A 20,924-nucleotide genomic window follows, 5' to 3' on the forward strand; every position below is an offset into this window, starting at 1 on the left:
CCTTAGCCGGGGGTCGCTGGAGTCGACGGGGCTGGCGGGGCCGGTTCGTTTTCCGGCAGGGGCAGGGTGAAGCAGAAGCTGGCGCCGTGGCCGGCTTCGCCCCGGGCCTCGATGCTGCCGCCGTGGCGATGCACCACCCGCTGCACCGTGGCCAGGCCGATGCCGATGCCGGGGAATTCATCCTGCCGGTGCAGCCGCTGGAAAGGCTGGAACAGCTTGCCCACCTGGGCCATGTCGAAGCCGGCGCCGTTGTCCGCGATACAGAACTGGATCTGCTTTTCCTGGCGCCGGGCATGCACCCGGATCAGGGGCGCCGCAGTGCGGGCTGTGTATTTCCAGGCATTGCCCAGCAGGTTGCGCAGCACCACCTCGATCATGCGGATGTCGCCCCGGGCGACCAGGCCGTCTTCCACCTGCCAGTCCACCCGGTGCCCGGGCTCGCTGCGCGCCAGTTCCTCCAGGATGCGCCGGGCCAGGGCGGAGAGGTCGATGTCGTCCCGCCGCAGTTCTTCCCGGCTGCTGCGGGAGAGGGTCAGCAGGCCCTCGATCAGGGCGCCCATCTGCTGGCCCGAGGCGATGATGTGGTCGAGGAATTCCCGGGCCTCCGCCGGCAGGGCGGTGCCGTGGTCCTCGATGATGGCCCGGCTGAAGCCGGTGATGGCCCGCAGGGGCGCCCGCAGGTCGTGGGAAACGGCGTGGGCAAAGCTGTCCAGTTCCCGGTTGGCGGCCCGCAGCTCGGCGGTGCGCTCTTCCACCCGCCGCTCCAGGTCGGCGTTGAGACGGTGGATTTCCCCTTCCGCCTCCTTGCGCCGCTGGATGTCCTCCACGGCGGCGATGAAGTACTCCGGGCTGCCGTCCGCCGCCCGCACCAGGGAGACGGTGAGGTTGATCCACACCAGGTGGCCGTCCCGGTGACGGTAGCGCTTTTCCATGGCGTAGCTGTCGATCTCGCCGGCCAGCAGCCGATGCATCTGCTCCAGGTCGCTGTAGAGGTCGTCCGGGTGGGTGATTTCCTGGAAGGTGCGGCCCAGCAGTTCTTCCCGGGCGTAGCCGATAATGTCGCAGAGGCGCTGGTTCACCAGCAGCCAGCGCCCGTCCGGCGCCACATGGGCCATGCCCACGGCGGCCTGGGAAAAGGTGGCGCGGAAGCGCTTTTCGCTCTGCCGCAGCAGGTCCGCCGCCTGCAGCCGTTCGGCGAGGAGGCTGCCCACCCGGGCCAGCAGTTCCTCCACCGAGAAGGGCTTGTTGAGGAAGTCCTGCACGCTGTCCTGCAACAGGCGGATGCGCAGGTCCTCGTCGGCCTTGGCGGTCAGGATCACCACCGGCACCCCGGCCAGGGCCGGCTCCTGGCGCAGGGCCTGGACCATGCGGTCGCCGCTGAGGCGGGGCATCATGACGTCGCTGACGATCAGGTCCGGTGTCTGGCGACAGGCCATTTCCAGGCCTTCCTGACCGTCCCGGGCGGAGGCGACGCGGTAGTGCCGGCCCAGGGCCTCGCAGATGAAGGCGTTCATGTCCGGGTTGTCTTCCACCACCAGTACCAGGGGCAGGGCCGCATCTGCCCGGCCCTGGCGGTGTTCCGGTAGTGCCGGGGGCGGCTGCAGTTCTTCCAGGGCCTGGCGGCTGAGGTCGCCGGGAAGGGCTTCGCCCTGGGCCTGCAACTGGGTGCCGGGAGGCGCCAGCAGGGGCAGTTCCAGGATGAACAGGGCGCCGCCGGAGGGGGCGGCATCGATACGGACGCTGCCGCCATGGAGCTGGGCCAGTTCCCGCACGATGGCCAGGCCCAGGCCGGTGCCGCCGTGGTGGCGGCTGCTGCCGCCCTCCACCTGGCGGAAGGGCTCGAATACCTGCTCCCGCATGGCTTCGGGAATGCCCGGGCCGTTGTCCTCCACCTCGATCCGGGCCTGCCCGCCGGCCGCCGTCAGGCGCAGCTGGATGGCGCCGCCGTCGCCGGCGAACTTGAAGGCGTTGGAAAGAAGGTTGAGCAGGATGCGCTGGTACTTTTCCGCATCCACCTGGGCCGTCAGGTCCGGCGGCGTGGTCACGGCGTAGCGGATGCGACGGCCTTCGGCCAGGGAATCGAAGTGGGAGGCGATGACCCGGGTCAGGTGCGCCAGGTCGCCCTCCGTGTAGTGCATGACCATGCGCCCGGCTTCCAGCTTGGCCACGTCCAGCAGGTCGCTGACGTGCCGGTAGAGCATGCGGGCGTTGCTTTCCACCACCTCCAGGTCCCGCCGCAGGGCGGGCGCCAGGTCCGGGTCGGTCAGGTGCTTGCCGACGGGGCCCAGGATCAGGGTCAGGGGGGTGCGCAGTTCGTGGCTGATGTTGGCGAAGAACTGGGTCTTCAGTTCATCCAGTTCCCGGGTCTTCTCGTAGAGCCGGGCCAGCTCGGCGTTGGCCTGGTGCAGGCGCAGGTTGTTTTCGGCGATGGTCTTGGAGCGGGCGTAGATGGCCGCCTCCATCTTTTCCGCCTGCTGCCGGAGGGAGTCGGTGATGCGGCTCTGCTCCAGCTTCTGTTCCCGCAGCATGACGAACTCGGTGACGTCCTCGGCCTTGTGGATGATGTAGCGCAGCCGTCCCTCGGCATCGAGCACCGGGGTGTTGATGGGCGTCCAGTAACGCACCTCGAAGCCGCCGCCCTGTTCCGGCGGGCGCCGGATATCGTATTTCTGCACCGGCATCAGGTCGGGCTGCCCCGTCTGCAGCACCCGTTCCAGGGAGGCCCGCAGGTTGTGCACGCCGTCGGCGGCAGGATCGTCCGGGTTGTCCGGGAAGATGTCGAACATGTCCCGCCCCAGCATGTCCTCCCGCCGGGTCAAGGTGGCCTCGGTATAGGCGCTGCTGACGGCGATGACCCGCAGTTCCGGGTCCAGGGCCAGGCAGGGGGTGGGGATGCATTCGAAGAGGGCCTGGAAATCAGGGGGGGCAAAGGAGTGCTCCCGGGGCGTCCGGGATGTGGCGCTGCCTGCCTCGGTTGGACTGCTCATGCCGCTACCTCCAGGGGCCCGGTATGCGGGGCCGGGGGCGCCGCCGCACGCTACAGCTCGGGGAGTGATCCGCCGGTTCGGATGGCTTGCATCGCACCGGAGTTGATGGGTTTGACTTTCTCCTTTTCGAGGGGGCGGATCAAGGGCTAGTTCCCCGGGGCTATGACCAGGGTCATAGCCCCTTGGTGAGGGCCGGGCTCAACCCGGATTGCCCTGCAGGGCGGCGGCCACCGCCCCGTGCACGATGCGGCCGGCGTTGACGTTGAGGCCGGCGGCCAGGTGGGGGTCGTCCGCCGTGGCCTGCCGCCAGCCCTTGTCGGCCAGGGCCAGGACGAAGGGCCGGGTGGCGTTGTTGAGGGCCTGGGCCGAGGTGCGGGGCACGGCGCCGGGCATGTTGGCGACGCCGTAGTGGATGACCCCGTCCACGACGTAGGTGGGGTCCGCATGGGTGGTGGGGCGGGAAGTCTCGACGCAGCCGCCCTGGTCGATGGCCACGTCCACGATGACGCTGCCGGCCTTCATCTTGCCGACCAGGTCTCGGTCCACCAGACGCGGCGCGGCGGCGCCGGGCACCAGCACGGCGCCCACCAGGAGGTCGGCGCGGACGGCGTAGGCTTCGATGGTCTCCCGGGTGGCGGCGACGGTGCGCACCCGGCCCGGGTACTCCCGGTCCAGGGCCTCCAGCTTGGACAGGGACAGGTCCAGCACCGTCACTTCGGCCCCCAGGCCCACGGCGACCCGGGTGGCGTGGCTGCCGACGACGCCGGCACCGAGCACCACCACGTGGGCCGCCGGTACCCCGGGCACGCCGCCGAGCAGCACGCCGCGGCCGCCCTGGGCCTTTTCCAGCCAGTGGGCGCCGACCTGTACCGCCATGCGCCCGGCCACCGCCGACATGGGCGCCAGCAGGGGCAGGCCGCCGACGGCGTCGGTGACCGTCTCGTAGGCCAGGGCGGTGCAGCCGGAATCCACCAGGGCCTGGGCCTGGCGCGGGTCCGGGGCCAGGTGCAGGTAGGTGAAGAGGGTCAGTTCCGGGCGCAGGTAGGGGAATTCGGCCGGCTGGGGCTCCTTCACCTTGACCACCAGATCGGCACGCCAGGCAGAAGCCGCATCGGGCACGATGGTGGCACCGGCGGCGGCATAGGCGCCGTCGTCGTAGCCGACACCCTGGCCGGCCCCCTGTTCCACCAGCACCTGATGGCCCCGGGCGGTGAGTTCGCGGACGGTGGCCGGCACCAGGCCGACCCGGTATTCGTGGACCTTGATTTCCTTGGGTACGCCGACCTGCATGGAAGTCTCCTTGGGCAAAGGGCTGCCGTTCAGTGTGCCATAGCCGCCGTGACGACGGCATGACCGCCTAGAAGGAATTTTCCAGGGCCACCTGACCCGGCTGGCCCCGCTTGGAGAGGCGGCAGTCCTTGGCCTCCAGGGCCAGGCGGGTGTCTTCCACCATGGCCGGATTGCCGCACACCATGAGGCGGCTGTGGGCCGGGTCGATCTCCAGGCCGAGGGCCGCTTCCAGGCTGCCGTCGGCCAGCAGGGCCGGGATGCGCCGGCTCAGGGGGCCGGGCGGGGCAGCCCCATCCCGGGTCACCACCGGCTGGTAGCGCAGGCGGCCGGCCAGGTCTCCCACCAGGGGGTGGCCGGGCAGGGCGGCGAGCCAGTCCCGGTAGGTCAGTTCGGCGCCGTCGCGCACGCTGTGCACCAGGGCGATGTGCTGGTACTGCTGCCACACCGCCGGGTCGTTGAGGATGGAGAGGAAGGGCGCCAGGCCGGTGCCGGTGGCCAGCAGCCACAGGTCCCGGCCGCCCTGGAAGCGGTCCGTGGTGAGGTGGCCCCAGGCCTGGCGGTCCACCGCCACCCGGTCGCCGACCCCGAGGCGGGCCAGGCGGGAGGTGAATTCGCCGTCGGGCACGGCGATGGAATAGAACTCCAGATGCTCGTCGTAGGCGGCGGAAACCATGGAGTAGGGGCGCCAGGCCAGGGAGCTGTCGGGGGCTGTGGTGAGGGGCAGGCCGAGGCGTACGAACTGGCCGGGGACGAAACGGAAGGACGGCTGGCGGGTCAGACGGAAGGAGAAGAGCTTGTCCGTCCAGCGTTTGAACCAGGTGATGCGTTCCACCGAATACTTGTCGCCGGCGTCCATGGACGGCCTCCCTTGAGTAGGTTTATTTCCTAGTAAATTAGTCGGGAATTTGGCCGGGCAGTTCCCGGACGTGACCAAGGTCGTACCGGATTTCCCATTCGTCGTAATAAACTGGCGTCACACCATAAGAAAAGAGCATTGCCATGACTGCCTCCGCACCCCGACAGAACAACGATCTCTCCACCCGGCTCCAGGTCGGCCTGCAACACCTGCAACCCCGCCTGCAAGCCTTCGCCCGCCACCGGCGGGTGCGCCAGGGCGCCTGGGGCCTGGGCATCTTCCTGGTGCTGTTCGGCCTCCTTGGCTATTTCTGGCTGCCGGGCTTTGCCAAGGCCAAGCTGGAATCCCTGCTGGCCGAGGAATTCGAGCGGCCGGTGCGCATCGAGCGCATCCAGGTTTCCCCCTACACCCTGTCGGCCACCATCAGCGGCTTTGCCGTGGGGCAGCGGGGCGCCGATGCCAGCGTGCCGGCGGAACAGCGCCTGCTGGGCTTCGACAGCCTGCATGTGAATGTCTCCTCCATGAGCCTGGCCCGGGGCATCCCGGTGGTGAGCGAAGTCAAGCTGGTGGGGCCCTATGTGCACCTGGTGCGGGAGGAGGGCAACCGCTACAACATCTCGGACCTGATCGAGAAATGGACGGAAAAGCCCTCCGAAGGGCCGCCGCCGAAATTCTCCGTGGCCAACATCGCCGTCGAGGGCGGCCGCATCGACTTCGACGACCGGCCGGTGAAGGTCAGCCACCACATCACCGACCTGGCCCTGGGCATTCCTTTCCTGGCCAACACGCCGGGCACCGTGGAATCCTTCGTCGAACCCCATTTCGCCGCCAAACTCAACGGCGCACCCCTGTCCCTCGGCGGCAAGCTGCGTCCCTTCGCCCCGGGCAAGGATGCGGTGGTGGATGTGGAAATCCGGGACTTCGACCTGGCCGGGGTGGATGCCTACATTCCCGCCAACATTCCCCTGACCGTCACGGCCGCCAAGTTGGAAGGCGATCTGGCGGTGACCTTCAGCCAGGCCGAGGGCCAGGCCCCCAGCGTCGGCCTCAGCGGCGACCTGGGCATCAAGGGTGTCGCCGCCAAGGGCAACAAGGTGGGGCTGCAGGTGGGAGCCATCCAGCTGGGCATCCAGCGGGCTACCCTGGATGACGCCAAGGGCGTGGACCTGAAGCTGGCAGTGCGGGATCTGGCCTTCTCCCGGGACGGCGAGAAGCAGCCCTTCCTCGGTTTTTCCGCCCTGACGCTGGATGGGGTGTCGGTCAATCTGGTCAGCCGTCAGGCCAAGGTGGCCGGCATCACCCTGGAAAATCCCCAGGCCGGGGTACGTCGCCTCAAGGGCGGCGAGGTGGATCTGCTGCAGTCCCTGGCCGCCCTGGCACCCACGCCGGCGGCCCCGACCAAGGCAGCACCTGCCAAGGCCCCGGCCAAGGTGGGTGGTACGGCAGGGGCAGCCAAGGTGCCGGCGCCCTGGGGCTGGCAGGTGGCTCAGCTGCGGGTCGGTGGCGGCAAGCTGCGCTACACGGACGACAATCTGGAGAAGGTGCCGCCCCTCAGCGTGGACGGCCTGGACCTCCATGTGGCCGGCCTTTCCTCCGCCGCCGGCAGTCGCAGCCAGATCGGCATCGAGGCCCGCATCAACGAACAGGGACGCTTCAAGGTGGAGGGGGCGGCCGCCCTCGCGCCCCTGGCCGCCGATCTGCAGCTGGATCTGGAACAGGTCAATCTGGTGGCCCTGCAGGGCCTGGCGGCGGAGCAGCTGAATGCCCTGCTGACCAAGGGCGACCTGACGGTGAAGGGCAAGCTTAAGGTGGCGGCTGGGGCCGCTGGAGCCGCTCCCGGCGTGGCCTTCGACGGCGACGTCAATCTCACCGACTTCAACGTGCTGGACAAGCTCAATGCCACCGACCTGTTGCGCTGGCGCAGCCTGCGCCTGACCGGGGTCGAGGCCGGCAGCGTGCCGCCCCGCTTTGCCGTGGGCGAGATCGCCATCACCAGCTTCTACGCCCGGGCCATCCTGTCGCCCGAAGGCCGCCTCAACCTGCAGGACATCGTGCGCCAGGACGAAGGCGCCAAGCCCGCCGCCGCTGCGCCTGCCGCTTCTGCCGCCGCAGTGCCGGCGACGCCGGCTGCAGCTCCTGCCCCCGTCGCAGCCCCGGCCAAGCCCGCCGGGCCGGCACCCCAGATCCGCATCGGCAAGGTGGTGCTGGCCGGTGGCAACATCAACTTCACCGACCGTTTCATCAAGCCCAACTACAGCGCCAACCTGACCGACCTGTCGGGCCGTATCGGCACCCTGGCGGCGGGCAAGCCGGCGGAGCTGCTGATCCGGGGCAAGGTGGACCGTACCGCACCCCTGGATATCTCCGGCAAGATCGATCCCCTGGGCTCGCCCATCGCCCTGGATGTGCAGGCCAAGGCCCGGGGCATCGAGATGTCCTCCTTCACGCCCTATTCGGGCCGTTACCTGGGCTACACCATCGAGAAGGGCAAGCTCTCGGTGGATGTGCAGTACAAGGTGGAGAAGGGCGAGCTGCAGGCCCAGAACAAGATCTTCATCGACCAGCTGACTTTCGGCGACAAGGTGGAGAGCCCCAACGCCCTGGGCATTCCCATCGGCCTGGTGGTGGCGCTGCTGAAAAACTCCCGGGGCGAGATCGACCTCAACCTGCCGGTGCAGGGCTCCCTCAACGATCCCCAGTTCTCCATCGGCGGCATCGTCGGCAAGATGATCCTCAACCTGCTGACCAAGGCGGTGACTTCGCCCTTCACCCTGCTGTCCTCCCTCTTCGGCGGCGGCGAGGAACTCTCCTACGTGGCTTTCGATGCCGGCCATGCACGCATCACCCCGGAGGTGGAAAAGCGCCTGGAGACCATTGCCAAGGCCCTGCGCGAACGTCCGGCCCTGGAATTGGAAATCACCGGCACGGCCGATCCGGCGGCGGAGCAGGAAGGCCTCAAGCGCGCCATCCTGGAACGCAAGGTGCGGGCCCAGAAGCTGGCCGAGCAGGCCAAGGGCGGCAAGGCCTCCGGCAGCATCGCCGCGGTCGCGGTGAGCGCCGAGGAATATCCGCGCTACCTGGAAAAGGCCTACAAGGAGGAATCCTTCAAGAAGCCGCGCAATTTCATCGGCCTCACCAAGAGCCTGCCGGTGGCGGAGATGGAAGCCCTGATGATCGCCAACATCCCCGCCGAAGAAGAGGAGATGCGCCAGCTGGCCCAGCGTCGCGGCACGGCAGTGCAGACCTGGCTGGTGGAGAAGGGCGGTATTGCGGCCGAGCGCCTGTTCCTGCTGTCGCCCAAGGTGGGCGGCGAAGCGCCCAAGGGCGCACCGCTGGGTGGGCGCGTGGATTTCAGCTTGCAGTAGGCACGGGGCGGGGCCGTTGATTGCGGCCCCTGAAAACAAAAAGGCCGCCCAAGGGCGGCCTTTTTTTTCCGGAGAAGAAGGATTACTTCTTCTTGGGAGCGACGGCAGCCTTGAAGGCGGCGCCGGCGGAGAACTTGGGGCTGGTGGAAGCCGGGATCTGGATGGTGGCACCGGTCTTGGGGTTCTTGCCGGTGCGGGCAGCGCGCTTGACGGCCTTGAAGGAACCGAAACCGACCAGGGTCACGCTGTCGCCGGTGGCGACGGCCTTGGTGATGGCTTCGATGGCTGCGTCCAGGGCACGGCCGGCAGCAGCTTTGCTCAGGTCGGCACCAGCCGCCATAGCGTCAATCAGATCGCTCTTGTTCATTCAGAAATCTCCTTGGTTTCGAAGGTGACGCGGGATTCCGCGCTCGGCAGGGATTCTGGCATAACGGGACGAAGCTGCCTAGCCTGATTTGCTGGAAATTCAGCAGGGATGGGGCTTTCCCCCGGATTGGGATGACTGCGGGATGGACTTTTCCTGCCCCGATCTGGTGCAAAAAAACGGGGGCGGAGGCACCGTGCCGGCGGCGGGAAGCGGACCCCGGCCCTTGCCGGCAGTCCGGAGGCTTTCCGCTTGACCAATACGATCAATGACTTAGGTCGATCGCCGGGCTGCGGGCCGCGTCAGAACTTGATCTCCAGCCGGGCCGAGAAGATGCGGTAGGTGCGGGTGCTGCTCTGCACCGACTGCTCCGTGCTGCCGCTCAGGTAGGTGGCGCCGGTGTCGTAATCCGCCTGCAGCAGGTTGGCGGCGGAAAAGCGGATGCGGGTGTCCGGTTGCACCTGCCACAGGGCATAGACGTCGTAAACCCGCTTCAGCTGCTGGGTGTAGGTCTGGGTGTTGCTCTGCTGCACGGTGTAGGCGGGGGTCCAGTTGAGGTTGCCGCCGATGGTGAGGGGCAGGCTGCGCAGGCGGTAGTCGGCCCCCAGGTTGGCACTGTAGGTGGGTTGCTGGTCGAGCCGGTTGTTGGGGCCGGCGATGCCCTCCACCTCGGACCAGAAGCGGCTGAGGTTGGCCCGGATGTCCACGGGCGGGGCCTCGGCCAGCAGTTCCGGCAGGCGGAACTTGGCTTCCAACTCGATGCCCCGGGTGGTGGCGCTGCCGATGTTCTGGGGCGTGGTGACCCAGCGCTGCACCGGCGACCAGCTGACGCTCTGCAGGGAGGTGACGTTGCGGATGAGGTTGTCGATGTTGCGCTGGAACAGGCTGGCGCTGAGGATGCCGCCTTCCGCCAGGTAATGTTCGAAGGCCAGGTCCAGGCCCCAAGCCAGTTCCGGCTTGAGGTTGGGGTTGCCGGCGCTGTCCGCCTTGTCCACCGTGTTGGCGCCGCTGGTGGGATAGGTGCTGGAGAGGCTGGGCCGGGGCACCAGCTGGTTCAGGGTCGGCGCCTTGTAGCTGCGGGTCAGGCCCAGGCGGATCTGGTCCTTGCTCTCCTCGGTGAAACGCCAGACGCTGTGGAAGAGGGGGCTGGCCACACTGCTGTCGTTGCTGGCGGAGCCGGCGGCCCACTCGCTGCGGGTGCGGATGGTTTCCCAGCGCAGGCCGCCGTAGAGGGACCACAGGGGCGAGACTTCCCACTCGTCCTGGCCGAAGGCCGCCAGGCGGCTGGTGCTGGCCTGCAGGTCACTGCCGAACTGGGCCAGTTGCAGGGCGCCGTCCTGCACGGTGGTGGCGCTCTCCTTGCGCTGGCCCCGTTCCAGTTCCCAGCCGAAGGCCAGGTTGTGCTCCCGGTTGAGGGGATGGGAGAGCTTGCCGGCGGTGCTGAAGCTGCTGTCGCGGATGCTGGTGCTGTTCCAGTGGGTGTGGGCCACGGCACCACCGGCATCGTATTCGCGCCGGTCGGTGGTGCTGTCGCTGTTGGCCAGGCCGCCGTTGAAGCGGATGTCGAGCTTGCTGCCGCCGTCCAGGCGATGCTTCCAGTTGCCCATGAGGCGCAGCATGGTGCTCTCGTTCTCGGTGCGCCAGCTGGCATTGGCATAGGGGGCCGCGCCGACGCTCTGGGTGAGTTGGGTGTTACCGGTGGTGGCGCTCTGGTTCTGGGCCAGGAAGGGATTGAGGCTCAGGCTGTCGCCGCCGTCCAGCTTCCAGTTGAGGCGGGAGGAGAGGTGCAGTCCGTCGGCCACGGTATGGCTGCGGCTTTCCTCCAGGCGCTGCAGGATGGGGATGCCGGTGGCCAGGTTGCGGGCGCTGGTGGTGGTGGCCACTTCGCTGTCCTGGTCCCGGTGCATCAGGTTGGCATTGAGGTTGTAGCCGAAGTTGCCGATGGCGTCGCTGCGCTGCAAGGAGACAAAGGGTTGCAGGCGGCCGTTCTCCAGGTTGAGGTTGGGACGGAAGTCGTTCTGCTTGCGGGCGAAGTCCTCCCGCAGGACGATGTTGATGGTGCCGGCGATGGCCCGGGCGCTGTGCTCCGCCACCGGGGCCCGCATCACCTCGATGCGCTCCACCTGTTCGGGCGGGATGCTGTCCAGGGAAAAGCCCCGGGGCGCCGGCTCGCCGTTGAGCAGGATCATGGTGTAGCCGTTGCCCAGACCCCGCATGCGGATGTCACCGCCCCGGCCCGGGGTGCCGGACATGGTGACGCCCGGCAGACGCTTCAGGACGTCGCCCACGGACGAGTCGCCGTAGCGGTCCAGTTCCTCCCGGCCGAAAACCATCTTGGCGGCCGTGGCGAAACGGCGTTGCTCGGTGTCGTCGAGGCGGGTGGAGGAAACCACGATTTCCCCCAGGGTGCGGCCATCCTTCTGGCTGCTGGCGGGTTTGGTTGTGGGGGCCTCTGCTTCCGCAGCTGCGGCGGCCAGAGGCAGGGCGGCGAGCAGGAGCGGCAGGAGGGGGCGCAGGCGGGGCAAGGGCAGGGCGTTAGGTGACAGCACCATGGCGGCAGGACTCTCGATGGGGAAAGTGAAGGCCGATGTATCGGCCGAGTCTTGTTATGGGCTGGGGGGCTGGGATGGCGGCAATCCTGGCTACCTGGCGGGCGAAGTATACGGAGCCTGGCGCCGTCCTGCAGGAGCACTTTGTAAGGAAATATTTCGCCTGACGACGGTGGTGCGGGAGGGCCTGTGATCGCCGCAGTCGGCGGCTTGGCTGCGGCAGCGAAGCCCGCTTCGCCGGGCAGGGCGGTGATTGCATCGCCGGTGGTGCAGAAGTGGCGCCGGGGGCGCCCGGAAAAGCAAAAGGGCCCAGACGCGCTGACGTCTGAACCCTTGGCTTTCCTGCTTATCTGAATGGCGCGCCCGGAGCGATTCGAACGCCCGACCCCTTGGTTCGTAGCCAAGTACTCTATCCAGCTGAGCTACGGGCGCGCAACAGAAGGTGCGCATTATACGGATTCGGAACAAAAACGCCAGGGGTTCCGGACGATTTTTTTCAGCTTCGGCGGGAAGGGGGGGAGAAGGGAAAAACGGGGCCTGAAAAAGCAAAAGGCCAATCCTAAGATTGGCCTGAATGCTTGATGGCGCGCCCGGAGCGATTCGAACGCCCGACCCCTTGGTTCGTAGCCAAGTACTCTATCCAGCTGAGCTACGGGCGCGCTGTCTTGCAACTTTTTACTACTTTCTTTGCTGCTTTCCGCAAAGAAGCGAGATTGTATAAAAACACGCTTCGTTTGCCAAGCCTTTTTTACTGCAGGAAAGGCTGGCGGAGACGGAGGGATTCGAACCCTCGATACGAGTTTTAGCCCGTATGCTCCCTTAGCAGGGGAGTGCCTTCGACCTCTCGGCCACGTCTCCGGAAGGCCGGCATATTAACGGGTTAGCCGGCCCGGGTCAAACTACTTTGCAGCCGGGGCTGCAATTAACTGCGCGGCGCCGTTTACGCCTGGTCCAGACCGAAGGTCTTATGCAGGATGCGCACGGCCAGTTCCAGATACTTCTCGTCGATGACGACGGAAATCTTGATCTCGGAGGTGGAGATCATCTGGATGTTGATGCCTTCCTCGGCCAGGGTGCGGAACATCTGGCTGGCCACGCCCGGGTGGGAGCGCATGCCGACGCCGACGGCGGAAACCTTGCAGGTCTTATTGTCGCCGACGATCTCGCGGGCGCCGACGTGCTGCTTGACCTGCTCCAGCACGGCCATGGCCTTGGTGTATTCGCTGCGATTGACGGTGAAGGAGAAGTCGGTGGTGCCGTCCACGCCGACGTTCTGGATGATCATGTCGACGTCGATGTTGGCGTCGGCGATGGGGCCGAGGATCTGGTAGGCGATGCCGGGACGGTCAGGCACGCCCAGCACGGTCAGCTTGGCTTCGTCGCGATTGAAGGCGATGCCGGAAATGATCGGTTGTTCCATGTTCTTGTCATCCTCAACAGTGATCAGCGTACCTTCCCCTTCATCCTGGAAGCTGGAGAGGACGCGCAGTTTTACCTTGTACTTGCCGGCGAACTCGACGGAGCGGATCTGCAGCACCTTGGAGCCGAGGCTGGCCATTTCCAGCATTTCCTCGAAGGTGATGGTGTCCAGCTTGCGGGCTTCCGGCACGACGCGGGGGTCGGTGGTGTACACGCCGTCCACGTCGGTATAGATCTGGCATTCGTCGGCCTTGAGGGCGGCGGCCAGGGCGACGGCGGAAGTATCGGAGCCGCCGCGGCCCAGGGTGGTGATGTTGCCGTTCTCATCGGCGCCCTGGAAACCGGCGACCACGACCACGTTGCCTTCGGCCAGGTCCTTGCGCATGCGCTCGTCGTCGATCTGCAGGATGCGGGCCTTGGTGAAGGTGCTGTCGGTCAGCACGCGCACCTGGGAGCCGGTGTAGCTCTTGGCCTTGAGGCCTTCTTCCTGGATGGCCATGGCCAGCAGGCCGATGGTCACCTGTTCGCCGGTGGAGGCGATCACATCCAGTTCCCGGGGGGAGGGGGTGGCGGAGATTTCCTTGGCCAGGCCGATCAGGCGATTGGTTTCGCCGGACATGGCCGAGGGCACCACCACCACATCGTGGCCCATTGCCTTCCAGCGGGCCACGCGCTTGGCCACATTCTTGATGCGCTCCGTCGAGCCCACCGACGTGCCGCCGTACTTCTGAACTATCAGCGCCATTCGTTATCCAATTGAGCGGAGTAAGAAAACCCGTGATTCTATCTGAACCGCGTGCCTAACAGTAGGGTGTTCGGTTAGGCCAACTAAGTGAAATCCCTTAGTGATTTTTTGATTCATGCCACTTGCAAATATATGTGAATGGCCTATACTTACGTACTATGACTTTGGTGATATGTTTTGGGTGTCCCAGAACATGGCCTTCGGCAAGCGGTTTGGCGCCGAAACGGCTCTGCCAGAGCAGATTGACACCCCAATATTCGAGAGGAACACACCATGAGCAATGTCAAACTGGTTGAAAAGATCGACCCCCGCGAAATCCGCCGCAAGCTGGGCCTGAACCAGCAGCAATTCTGGTCCAAGATCGGCGTCACCCAGAGCGGCGGTTCCCGCTACGAGAGCGGCCGCAACATGCCCAAGCCCGTGCGCGAACTGCTGCGCCTGGTGCACGTGGAGCAGGTGGATATCCAGCGCATCAAGCGCGAGGACATCGAAGTGGTCGAGTACCTGAAGGCTTTCGAACCCGAAACCCTGAAGAACCTGAAGAAGGCCGCCAAGGCCAAGCAGAAGAAGGCCGCCTGATTCATATCGGTACCCTGCTGTAAAAAAAAGCCCCTGCTTGCAGGGGCTTTTTCTTTTGGGGTCTGCCGTGCCGTTTTTCAGGGGCTGACCGTGACCGGCAGGCCCAGGGCGCGGATACGCACGGCCACCGCCTCCAGTTCCGCCGGGCTGAGGCGCTCGAGACGCTTGGCCCCGGGTTGCAGGGACGGGCGGGCCAGGCCGTAGAGATGGACGCCGCGTACCCGTTCCCCGGCCTGGGCCAGCAGCTCCAGGTAGGCCGTCAGTTCGGCCTCCGCTGGTGCGGCGCCGTCGCGGCGGAAGAGGCAGGTCTGGACCCAGGTGGGGGCCAGTTCGCCGCAGCGGCGCAGATTGGCCAGGACCTTGCCCGGATCGCCCCGGGTACCGTTGACCTCCTCCATGCCCGGCGCCGTGGCCCGGTCCACCTTGAACCAGACCTCGCCGCCGGCTTCGCCCAGGCGGCCGATGCCGGCCTGGACCTCGGGCCGGTGCAGCAGGCTGCCGTTGGTGATCAGGCGCAGGGCGATGCGGCCCTGCAGCTGGTGCCGTTCGACCTGGCGCCGCACTGCTTCCACCGCCGCCGGGAATTCGGGGGCGCTGGTGGGTTCGCCGTTGCCGGAAAAGGCGATGTCCATGAGCCGGCGCGCTTCCGGCGGCACGGCCCGCAGCATGAAATCGCCCTGCAGGAGGTCCATCAGCATGGCGTCCAGTTCCCGTTCCAGCTGGGCCAGGTCGATGGGCGGCGGGCCGCCCCGGGTGAGATTCGGCACCTGGCAATAGACGCAGGCCCAGTTGCAGGCGTTGTTGGGATTGAGGTTGATGCCGACGGAAACGCCGCCCGCCCGGCGCGATACCACCGGATAGACGTAGGTCAGACCGGCGCTGTCGCGGCGATGGTCGGTGACGCTGAGGGGCTGGGCAGGGGATTCCATGGGCGGTCGGACAGTGGCTGAAGAATGGCCGGAGCGGGGCTGGGGCCGGGCCGGAGAGGCGCCCGGCAGCGGCGGCGGGGCGGGCTGGTGGCCAATGATATAATCAGTGGCTTACAAAAACACCTCCCCAGCATGCTAATCACCCGCCGCCTGGAATTCGATGCCGGCCATCGCATTCCCGATCACCGCAGCCAGTGCCGCCATCTGCACGGGCACCGCTACGTCCTGGAAATCACCCTGGCCGGCGACATCATCAGCAAGGACGGCGATCCGGCCAACGGCATGGTGATGGACTTCTCCGACGTCAAGGCCCTGGCCAAGGCCCATGTGGTGGATGTGTGGGACCACGCCTTCCTGGTCTATGCCGGGGACAAGGCGGTGGTGGAATTCCTGCAGACCCTGCCGGACCACAAGACCGTGGTGCTGGACTGCATTCCCACGGCGGAAAACCTGTCGGAAACGGCTTTCCGCATTCTTGATGCGGTCTATCAGGACAGCTACGGCAACCATCTGCGCCTGCAGCAGGTGCGCCTCTACGAAACGCCCAACTGCTGGGCCGACGCGGTGCGCCGGGACTGACCCGGCGTCCCCGTTTTCTTTCCCGCCGTGTGCCCGTGAACGACGCCCCGATCCAGATCGATACCGGTTCCGCGCCGACCTTCGCCCTCATCTGGCTGCACGGCCTGGGTGCCGACGGCAGCGATTTCGTGCCCGTCATCCCCGAACTGGGGCTGCCGCCCGAGCTGCCCGGCCGCTTCATCTTTCCCCACGCGCCCTACATGCCCGTCACCTGCAACGGCGGTTACGAGATGCGGGCCTGGTACGACATCCTGTCCCTGGCCCCGGGCAGCCGGGAGGTGGATGAGGCCAGCCTCCAGCGCTCCCGGGAAACGGTGCGGCAGCTGATCGACGAACAGGTGGCGGCGGGCATTCCCAGCCGGCGCATTTTCCTTGCCGGCTTTTCCCAGGGCGGCGCCGTGGCCTACACCACGGCCCTGACCCAGGCCGAGCCCCTGGGCGGACTGATCGCCCTGTCCACCTACCTGCCGGCGCCGGAACTGGTGCGCCGGGAGCTGAGCCCGGCCAACCGGGAACTGCCGGTGTTCGCCGCCCACGGCAGCGACGACGGCGTGGTGGCGCCGGCCCTGGGCCTGCAGGCCCGGGACTGGCTGGAACAATGGGGTCTGGCGCCGGAATGGCGCCTCTATCCCATGGAACATTCCGTCTGCCTAGAAGAGGTGGCGGACATCGGCGCCTGGCTTGCCCGGCGCCTGGCGGCCTAGGGGCGCCGCCGGCAACTTGGTGGATCGAGGAAGGGCCGGGCCCCCGGCGGGCACCGCTTCCGGCAATCCGTTGGTACAACCCATCGCCGTAGTGAAGACGTATTTGTCGCGTACCAATTTCAACAGTTCACGGCTCGTGCGCCTGCTCGCCGATTTCAACGCCGGGGAGCGGGGCGATGCCAGGGCGGAGAGCCGTGGCAAGCCGTCCTTCGCCGAACGGCTGGGGCAGTGGCTGGACCTCAACCACGCCATCGCCCTTTCCGGCGCCCTCCATCCTTCCCTGCGCCAGGGACCGGGGGGGATGGCGGCGGGGGCGGCGGACCAGGTGGATGCCCTGGTGGCCCGGGCCCAGGCGGCCCTGCGCGATGCCATCACCCAGGAGGGCGGCGGCAAGGCCCGCATCAAGCTGCCCGTGCCGGAAGCCGGCGCCACCCTGGAAAGCGGCGGCAAGTACCTGCCTTACCGGCGTTACTACCTGGCCCAGCAGCGGGAGATGGAGGCGGCCCTGGTGCAGCTGCGGGCCCAGGTGCGGGAGGCGCTGAAGGGCGGCTCCCCATCCCTGCGCCAGCTGGCGGGCCTGGACGGGGTCCTGGAAAAGGCCCTGGCGGAACGGGAGCGCAACCTGTTCCTCAACGTGCCCCTGTTGCTGGAAAAACGCTTCGAACAATTGCGCGACGCCTACGCCTCGGCCCTGGAGGCTTCCTCCCAGGCCGACGGGGTGGCGCGCTGGATGCAGCCGGGAGGCTGGCTGGCGGTGTTCTGCAAGGATCTGCAGAGCGTGCTGCTGGCGGAACTGGATCTTCGCCTGCAACCGGTCCTGGGACTGGTGGAGGCTTTTGGCAATGAGGTAAGCAAGTCGCAATGAACCGAAATTTCTGCTTGGCCGCCTTTGCGGTGGGACTGATCGCCGTCTTCTGGGTGGGTGTGGGCTATATGGCCTCCCATCCCCTGGCATTCAGCATGACCCTGATCATTGGCGTGGTGTACTGCGCCGGCGCCCTGGAACTGCTGCGCTTCCACCAGGCCACGGAGAGCCTGGCCCGGGCCCTGGAGCGCATTCCGGAAAACCTGGAACACCTGGCGGACTGGCTGGTGCAGGTCCATCCCTCCCTGCAGAGCGCCGTGCGCCTGCGCATCGAGGGTGAGCGGCCCGGCCTGCCCGGCCCCACGGTGACGCCCTATCTGGTGGGCCTCCTGGTCATGCTCGGCATGCTCGGCACTTTCCTCGGCATGGTGGTGACCCTCAACGGCGCCGTCCTGGCCCTGGAGAGCACTACCGACCTGCAGACCATCCGCGCCTCCCTGGCGGCGCCGGTGAAGGGCCTGGGCCTGGCCTTCGGCACCTCCGTCGCCGGCGTTGCCGCCTCCGCCATGCTGGGCCTCATCTCCTCCCTGTGCCGGCGCCAGCGCCTGCTCACCGCCCAGGGGCTGGACAGTCGCATCGCCACCAGCCTGCGCGGTTTTTCCCTGGTGCATCAGCGCCAGGAAACCTTCAAGGCCCTGCAGGCCCAGTCCCAGTCCCTGCCCGAGGTGGCCGACAAGCTGCAGGCCATGATGGCCCAGATGGAGCGCCACAGTCTGGAACTGCACCAGCGTCTGGCCGCCAGCCAGGAAGCCTTCCACCGGGACGTGCGGGAGGTCTATGGCAATCTGGCCCAGTCCGTCGATGCCTCCCTCAAGGCCAGCCTCAGCGACAGCGCCCGGGCCGCCGGCGCCGCCATCCAGCCGGTGGTGGAAGCCACCATGGCCGGCATCGCCCGGGAAACCACTTCCCTGCACGAGCGGGTGGCCGCCGGCGTCACCTCCCAGGTGGCCGCCCTGGCAGCTGCCTTCGAACAGGGAACGGCGACCCTGCTGTCCGGCGTCCATGCGGACAACGCCAGCCTGCAGGCCGATCTGGCGGCCCGGGAAGCCCAGCGCCAGGCGGCGCTGCAGCAGTCCCTGGAAGGCATGGCCGCCAGCCTGCAGCAGGAATGGCGCCAGGCGGGCGAACGCAGCCTGGAACAGCAGCAGCAGATCTGCCGGACCCTGGAGGCCAGCGCCCAAAGCCTCAACGCCAATGCGGAAGAGCACGCCCGCCGCACCATCGACGAAGTGGCCCGGCTGATGCAGGCCGCGGCGGAGACGCCCCGGGTGGTGACCCAGGTGATCGGCGAACTGCGCAGCCTGCAGGTCGACCTGGCGGCCCAGGATGCCCAGCGGCAGCAGGCCATGGCCCAGTCCCTGCAGACCATGGCCGTCTCCCTCCAGGGCGAGTGGCAGCAAGCCGGGGCCCGGACCCTGGCCCAGCAGCAGCAGATCTGCGCCACCCTGGAGCAGACCGCCCGGCAGATTGGCGAAAACGCCCAGGCCCACGCCAGCGACACCATCAACGAAATCGCCCGGCTCATGCAGACCGCCGCCGAGGCGCCCCGGGTGGCCGCCGAGGTCATCGGCGAACTGCGCCAGCAGCTCTCCGGCAGCATGGTGCGGGACAACGAACTGCTGGAAGAGCGCCGCCGTCTCATGGAAACCCTCAACGGCCTGCTCGACGCCATCAACCATGCCTCGGTGGAACAGCGCAGCGCCATCGACGCCCTGGTTTCCTCCTCCGCCGCCATGCTGGAGCGGGTCGGCGCCGAATTCACCGACAAGGTGGGGGGCGAGTCGGCCCGGATGATCGACGTGGCCTCCCAGATGACCACCAGCGCCGTGGAAGTGGCCAGCCTCGGCGAGGCCTTCGGCCATGCCGTGCAGTGCTTCGCCGAATCCAACGACAAGCTGGTAGCCAACCTGCAGCGCCTCGAAGGCTCCCTCGACAAGAGCATGGCCCGCAGCGACGAGCAGCTGGCCTACTACGTGGCCCAGGCCCGGGAAATCATCGACCTCAGCATCATGTCCCAGAAGCGTATCGTCGATGACCTGCAGGGCCTCTCCGCCCGGCCGGCCGCCGTCGCCGGCGAGGTGGGCTGATGGAGGAGGTGGACGCCAGCGTCGAACAGACGGCCCCCGTGTGGGCCGTTTTCGGCGATCTCATGGCCGGTCTGCTGGGCGCCTTCGTGCTGATCCTGGTGGGGGTGCTGGGCGTCCAGCTGGAGCTGGTCAGCACCCTGGAGGCCGAGGTGAAAAAGCGCCAGGTCGAGGAACAGCGGCGCATGGCCCTGGAAAAGGCCCTGGCCATTCCCCTGGCCTCGGGCCGGGTGACCCTCAACAACGGGCGTATCGGCATCAGCGGCAGCGTGCTGTTCTCCCTCAACTCCGACCAGCTGCAGCCCGAGGGGCGGCAGGTGCTGAAAAGCCTGGCCGCGCCCCTGGCCGCCTACCTGGGGGCGAGGGAAGAGATGCTCATGGTCAGCGGCTTCACCGACGACATGCCGGTCAAGGGCAGCAACCGCCAGTTCGACGACAACTGGGAGCTGTCGGCCCAGCGCGCCCTGACCGTGACCCGGGCCCTGATCGACGAAGGCGTGCCCTCGTCCGCCGTTTTCGCCGCCGCCTTCGGTTCCGAGCAGCCGGTGGCGCCCAATGTGGACGCCAAGAACCGGGCCCGCAACCGGCGTGTCGAAATGGCGCCGGTGCCCAGGACCACCAATGGCGGCAGCAAGCCCCATGACTGAGGCTGAGCCGGGCGCGCCGGCCGGCACCGTGCCGTTGCCGCCCACGGCCGGCGACGCGGCCCTGGAAGACCTGCGGCAGCAGGGCGCCGCCGGCTTCGACCCGGTCGGCCTGCGCTACCTGGAAGCCCTGGCCCGCCGCAGCCGGACGTACCGGGGGGGCGTTGCCGAAGGGCTGGCCTCCCGGCTGCAGGCAGCCATGGACGCCTACGGCCGGCGTCTTGCCGCCGCCCGCCAGTCCGCCGCCGAGGCCCTGGCTCAGGCCGCGGCGCGGCATCCTCAGGCAGCCGACGAGTTGCAGGCCCTGTTCGCTGCCGGCGACCTCGCCGGCCTTACCCGCCGCATTGGGGCCCTGGATGCCTGCGCCGGGCCGGGCCCCCTGGCCGGCCTGCTGGCGTACATGGCCGGCCTGGGCGATGGGGCAGGGCAGGGGGGGGCGGCGGAACCGCCGCCTGCGGCACCCGAGGGGGCGCCGGCAACTCCTGTCGCCGCACCGGCCGTGGCGACCGGCACCGGCGAGGCCCCTTCAGGCACGGTCTCCCCGGCCCGGGAACTCAAGTCCCTGCGCTATTTCCGCAGCACCTGGTCCCGCCTCAGCGCCGAGCAGCAGCTGGCCCAGGCCCTGGCCCAGGCGCCGGAAAACGCCGGCCCCCTCAATTCCCACCTGCTGGTGCTGCGGGCCCTGCAACTGATGCAGGAGGTGTCACCGGACTATCTGCAGCGCTTCATGTCCTATGCGGACACCCTGCTCTGGCTGGAGCAGGTGGACGACCTCAGCGGCGCCGTGAAACGGCGCAACGAGACGGCCGCCCCCACCGGCAGGAAGGGCCCCCGTTCCGGCAGCAGCGACTAGCCCGGACCCGCCGGGCCGTCGCCCTGTGGCCGGGAGCGGATACGCGGCGACGGTTTTTTCGCTAGGACTGGCGCGTACCGCACTGGACCTTCTGCCCCGGCGCAGGCGCGTA

The 20,924-nt window shown here is 67.7% G+C and carries 15 protein-coding genes and 3 tRNA genes; 8 read left to right on the top strand and 10 right to left on the bottom strand.

Translation table 11 applies throughout. The features are described from left to right. Nucleotides 1–2: 2 nt before the first annotated feature. The 3 genes from OEL49_RS05095 to OEL49_RS05105 form a co-directional block, all read right to left on the bottom strand. Nucleotides 3–2,987, bottom strand: a complete 2,985-nt coding sequence (locus OEL49_RS05095) for an ATP-binding protein (RefSeq protein WP_287874140.1) — start codon at nt 2,985–2,987, stop codon at nt 3–5. A gap of 198 nt (nt 2,988–3,185) precedes the next feature. Further along, a complete protein-coding gene (ald, locus tag OEL49_RS05100; RefSeq protein ID WP_014237190.1) occupies nt 3,186–4,277 on the bottom strand; it encodes an alanine dehydrogenase in 1,092 nt (363 codons plus the stop codon). Between the two features lie 67 nt (nt 4,278–4,344). Then, nucleotides 4,345–5,133 carry a ferredoxin--NADP reductase gene (locus tag OEL49_RS05105; protein ID WP_287874141.1) on the bottom strand — a complete coding sequence of 263 codons (789 nt, stop codon included), beginning with the start codon at nt 5,131–5,133 and terminating at the stop codon, nt 4,345–4,347. A gap of 143 nt (nt 5,134–5,276) precedes the next feature. Between OEL49_RS05105 and OEL49_RS05110 the strand changes: the two genes are divergently transcribed. Continuing rightward, nucleotides 5,277–8,498: a DUF748 domain-containing protein gene (locus tag OEL49_RS05110; RefSeq protein ID WP_287874142.1), complete on the top strand. Its 3,222-nt coding sequence runs from the start codon at nt 5,277–5,279 to the stop codon at nt 8,496–8,498. An 82-nt stretch (nt 8,499–8,580) separates the two neighbouring features. Here OEL49_RS05110 and OEL49_RS05115 read toward each other — a convergent pair whose 3' ends face one another. The 6 genes from OEL49_RS05115 to OEL49_RS05140 all read right to left on the bottom strand — a co-directional run bounded on the left by OEL49_RS05115 (nt 8,581) and on the right by OEL49_RS05140 (nt 13,575). Then, on the bottom strand, nt 8,581–8,865 hold the full coding sequence (locus tag OEL49_RS05115) for an HU family DNA-binding protein (RefSeq protein WP_014237193.1): 285 nt from the start codon (nt 8,863–8,865) through the stop codon (nt 8,581–8,583). A gap of 299 nt (nt 8,866–9,164) precedes the next feature. Further along, the gene (locus OEL49_RS05120; RefSeq protein ID WP_205230734.1) at nt 9,165–11,414 is read right to left on the bottom strand and encodes a TonB-dependent receptor plug domain-containing protein; all 2,250 of its coding nucleotides are present in this window, start codon (nt 11,412–11,414) and stop codon (nt 9,165–9,167) included. 352 nt (nt 11,415–11,766) lie between these two features. Continuing rightward, nucleotides 11,767–11,843, bottom strand: a tRNA-Arg gene (locus OEL49_RS05125). Nucleotides 11,844–11,993: 150 nt separating this feature from the next. Then, nucleotides 11,994–12,070 (bottom strand) — tRNA-Arg (locus OEL49_RS05130). A 105-nt stretch (nt 12,071–12,175) separates the two neighbouring features. After that, nucleotides 12,176–12,269: transfer RNA gene (locus OEL49_RS05135), tRNA-Ser, on the bottom strand. 82 nt (nt 12,270–12,351) lie between these two features. Further along, entirely contained in the window at nt 12,352–13,575 is a 1,224-nt protein-coding gene (locus tag OEL49_RS05140; RefSeq protein ID WP_014237195.1) for an aspartate kinase, read from the bottom strand. Nucleotides 13,576–13,848: 273 nt separating this feature from the next. Between OEL49_RS05140 and OEL49_RS05145 the strand changes: the two genes are divergently transcribed. Further along, nucleotides 13,849–14,154, top strand: coding sequence for a helix-turn-helix domain-containing protein (locus tag OEL49_RS05145; protein WP_014237196.1), 306 nt, complete (start codon nt 13,849–13,851; stop codon nt 14,152–14,154). A gap of 77 nt (nt 14,155–14,231) precedes the next feature. Here the strand turns inward: OEL49_RS05145 and OEL49_RS05150 are convergent, their stop codons facing one another. Next, nucleotides 14,232–15,083 (bottom strand): radical SAM protein, encoded by an 852-nt coding sequence (locus OEL49_RS05150; RefSeq protein ID WP_014237197.1) that lies wholly within the window; start codon nt 15,081–15,083, stop codon nt 14,232–14,234. Between the two features lie 132 nt (nt 15,084–15,215). Here OEL49_RS05150 and queD point away from each other — a divergent pair, with 132 nt between their 5' ends. The 6 genes from queD (at nt 15,216) to OEL49_RS05180 (ending at nt 20,812) form a co-directional block, all read left to right on the top strand. Next, nucleotides 15,216–15,662, top strand: coding sequence for a 6-carboxytetrahydropterin synthase QueD (gene queD, locus OEL49_RS05155; RefSeq protein ID WP_014237198.1), 447 nt, complete (start codon nt 15,216–15,218; stop codon nt 15,660–15,662). 35 nt (nt 15,663–15,697) lie between these two features. Continuing rightward, nucleotides 15,698–16,366, top strand: coding sequence for an alpha/beta hydrolase (locus tag OEL49_RS05160; RefSeq protein WP_014237199.1), 669 nt, complete (start codon nt 15,698–15,700; stop codon nt 16,364–16,366). A gap of 103 nt (nt 16,367–16,469) precedes the next feature. Continuing rightward, nucleotides 16,470–17,231 carry a DUF3348 domain-containing protein gene (locus OEL49_RS05165; RefSeq protein ID WP_043798068.1) on the top strand — a complete coding sequence of 254 codons (762 nt, stop codon included), beginning with the start codon at nt 16,470–16,472 and terminating at the stop codon, nt 17,229–17,231. Continuing rightward, a complete protein-coding gene (locus tag OEL49_RS05170; protein ID WP_014237201.1) occupies nt 17,228–19,318 on the top strand; it encodes a membrane protein in 2,091 nt (696 codons plus the stop codon). Before OEL49_RS05165 ends, OEL49_RS05170 begins: the two co-directional genes overlap by 4 nt. Further along, nucleotides 19,318–19,962 carry an OmpA family protein gene (locus OEL49_RS05175; protein ID WP_014237202.1) on the top strand — a complete coding sequence of 215 codons (645 nt, stop codon included), beginning with the start codon at nt 19,318–19,320 and terminating at the stop codon, nt 19,960–19,962. The genes OEL49_RS05170 and OEL49_RS05175 overlap by 1 nt, the downstream gene beginning before the upstream one ends. Continuing rightward, nucleotides 19,955–20,812: a DUF2894 domain-containing protein gene (locus OEL49_RS05180; RefSeq protein WP_050804295.1), complete on the top strand. Its 858-nt coding sequence runs from the start codon at nt 19,955–19,957 to the stop codon at nt 20,810–20,812. Before OEL49_RS05175 ends, OEL49_RS05180 begins: the two co-directional genes overlap by 8 nt. The last annotated feature ends 112 nt before the right edge of the window (nt 20,813–20,924 follow it).

This window comes from Azospira sp. (genome assembly GCF_030247495.1).
Taxonomy (GTDB): domain Bacteria; phylum Pseudomonadota; class Gammaproteobacteria; order Burkholderiales; family Rhodocyclaceae; genus Azospira; species Azospira oryzae.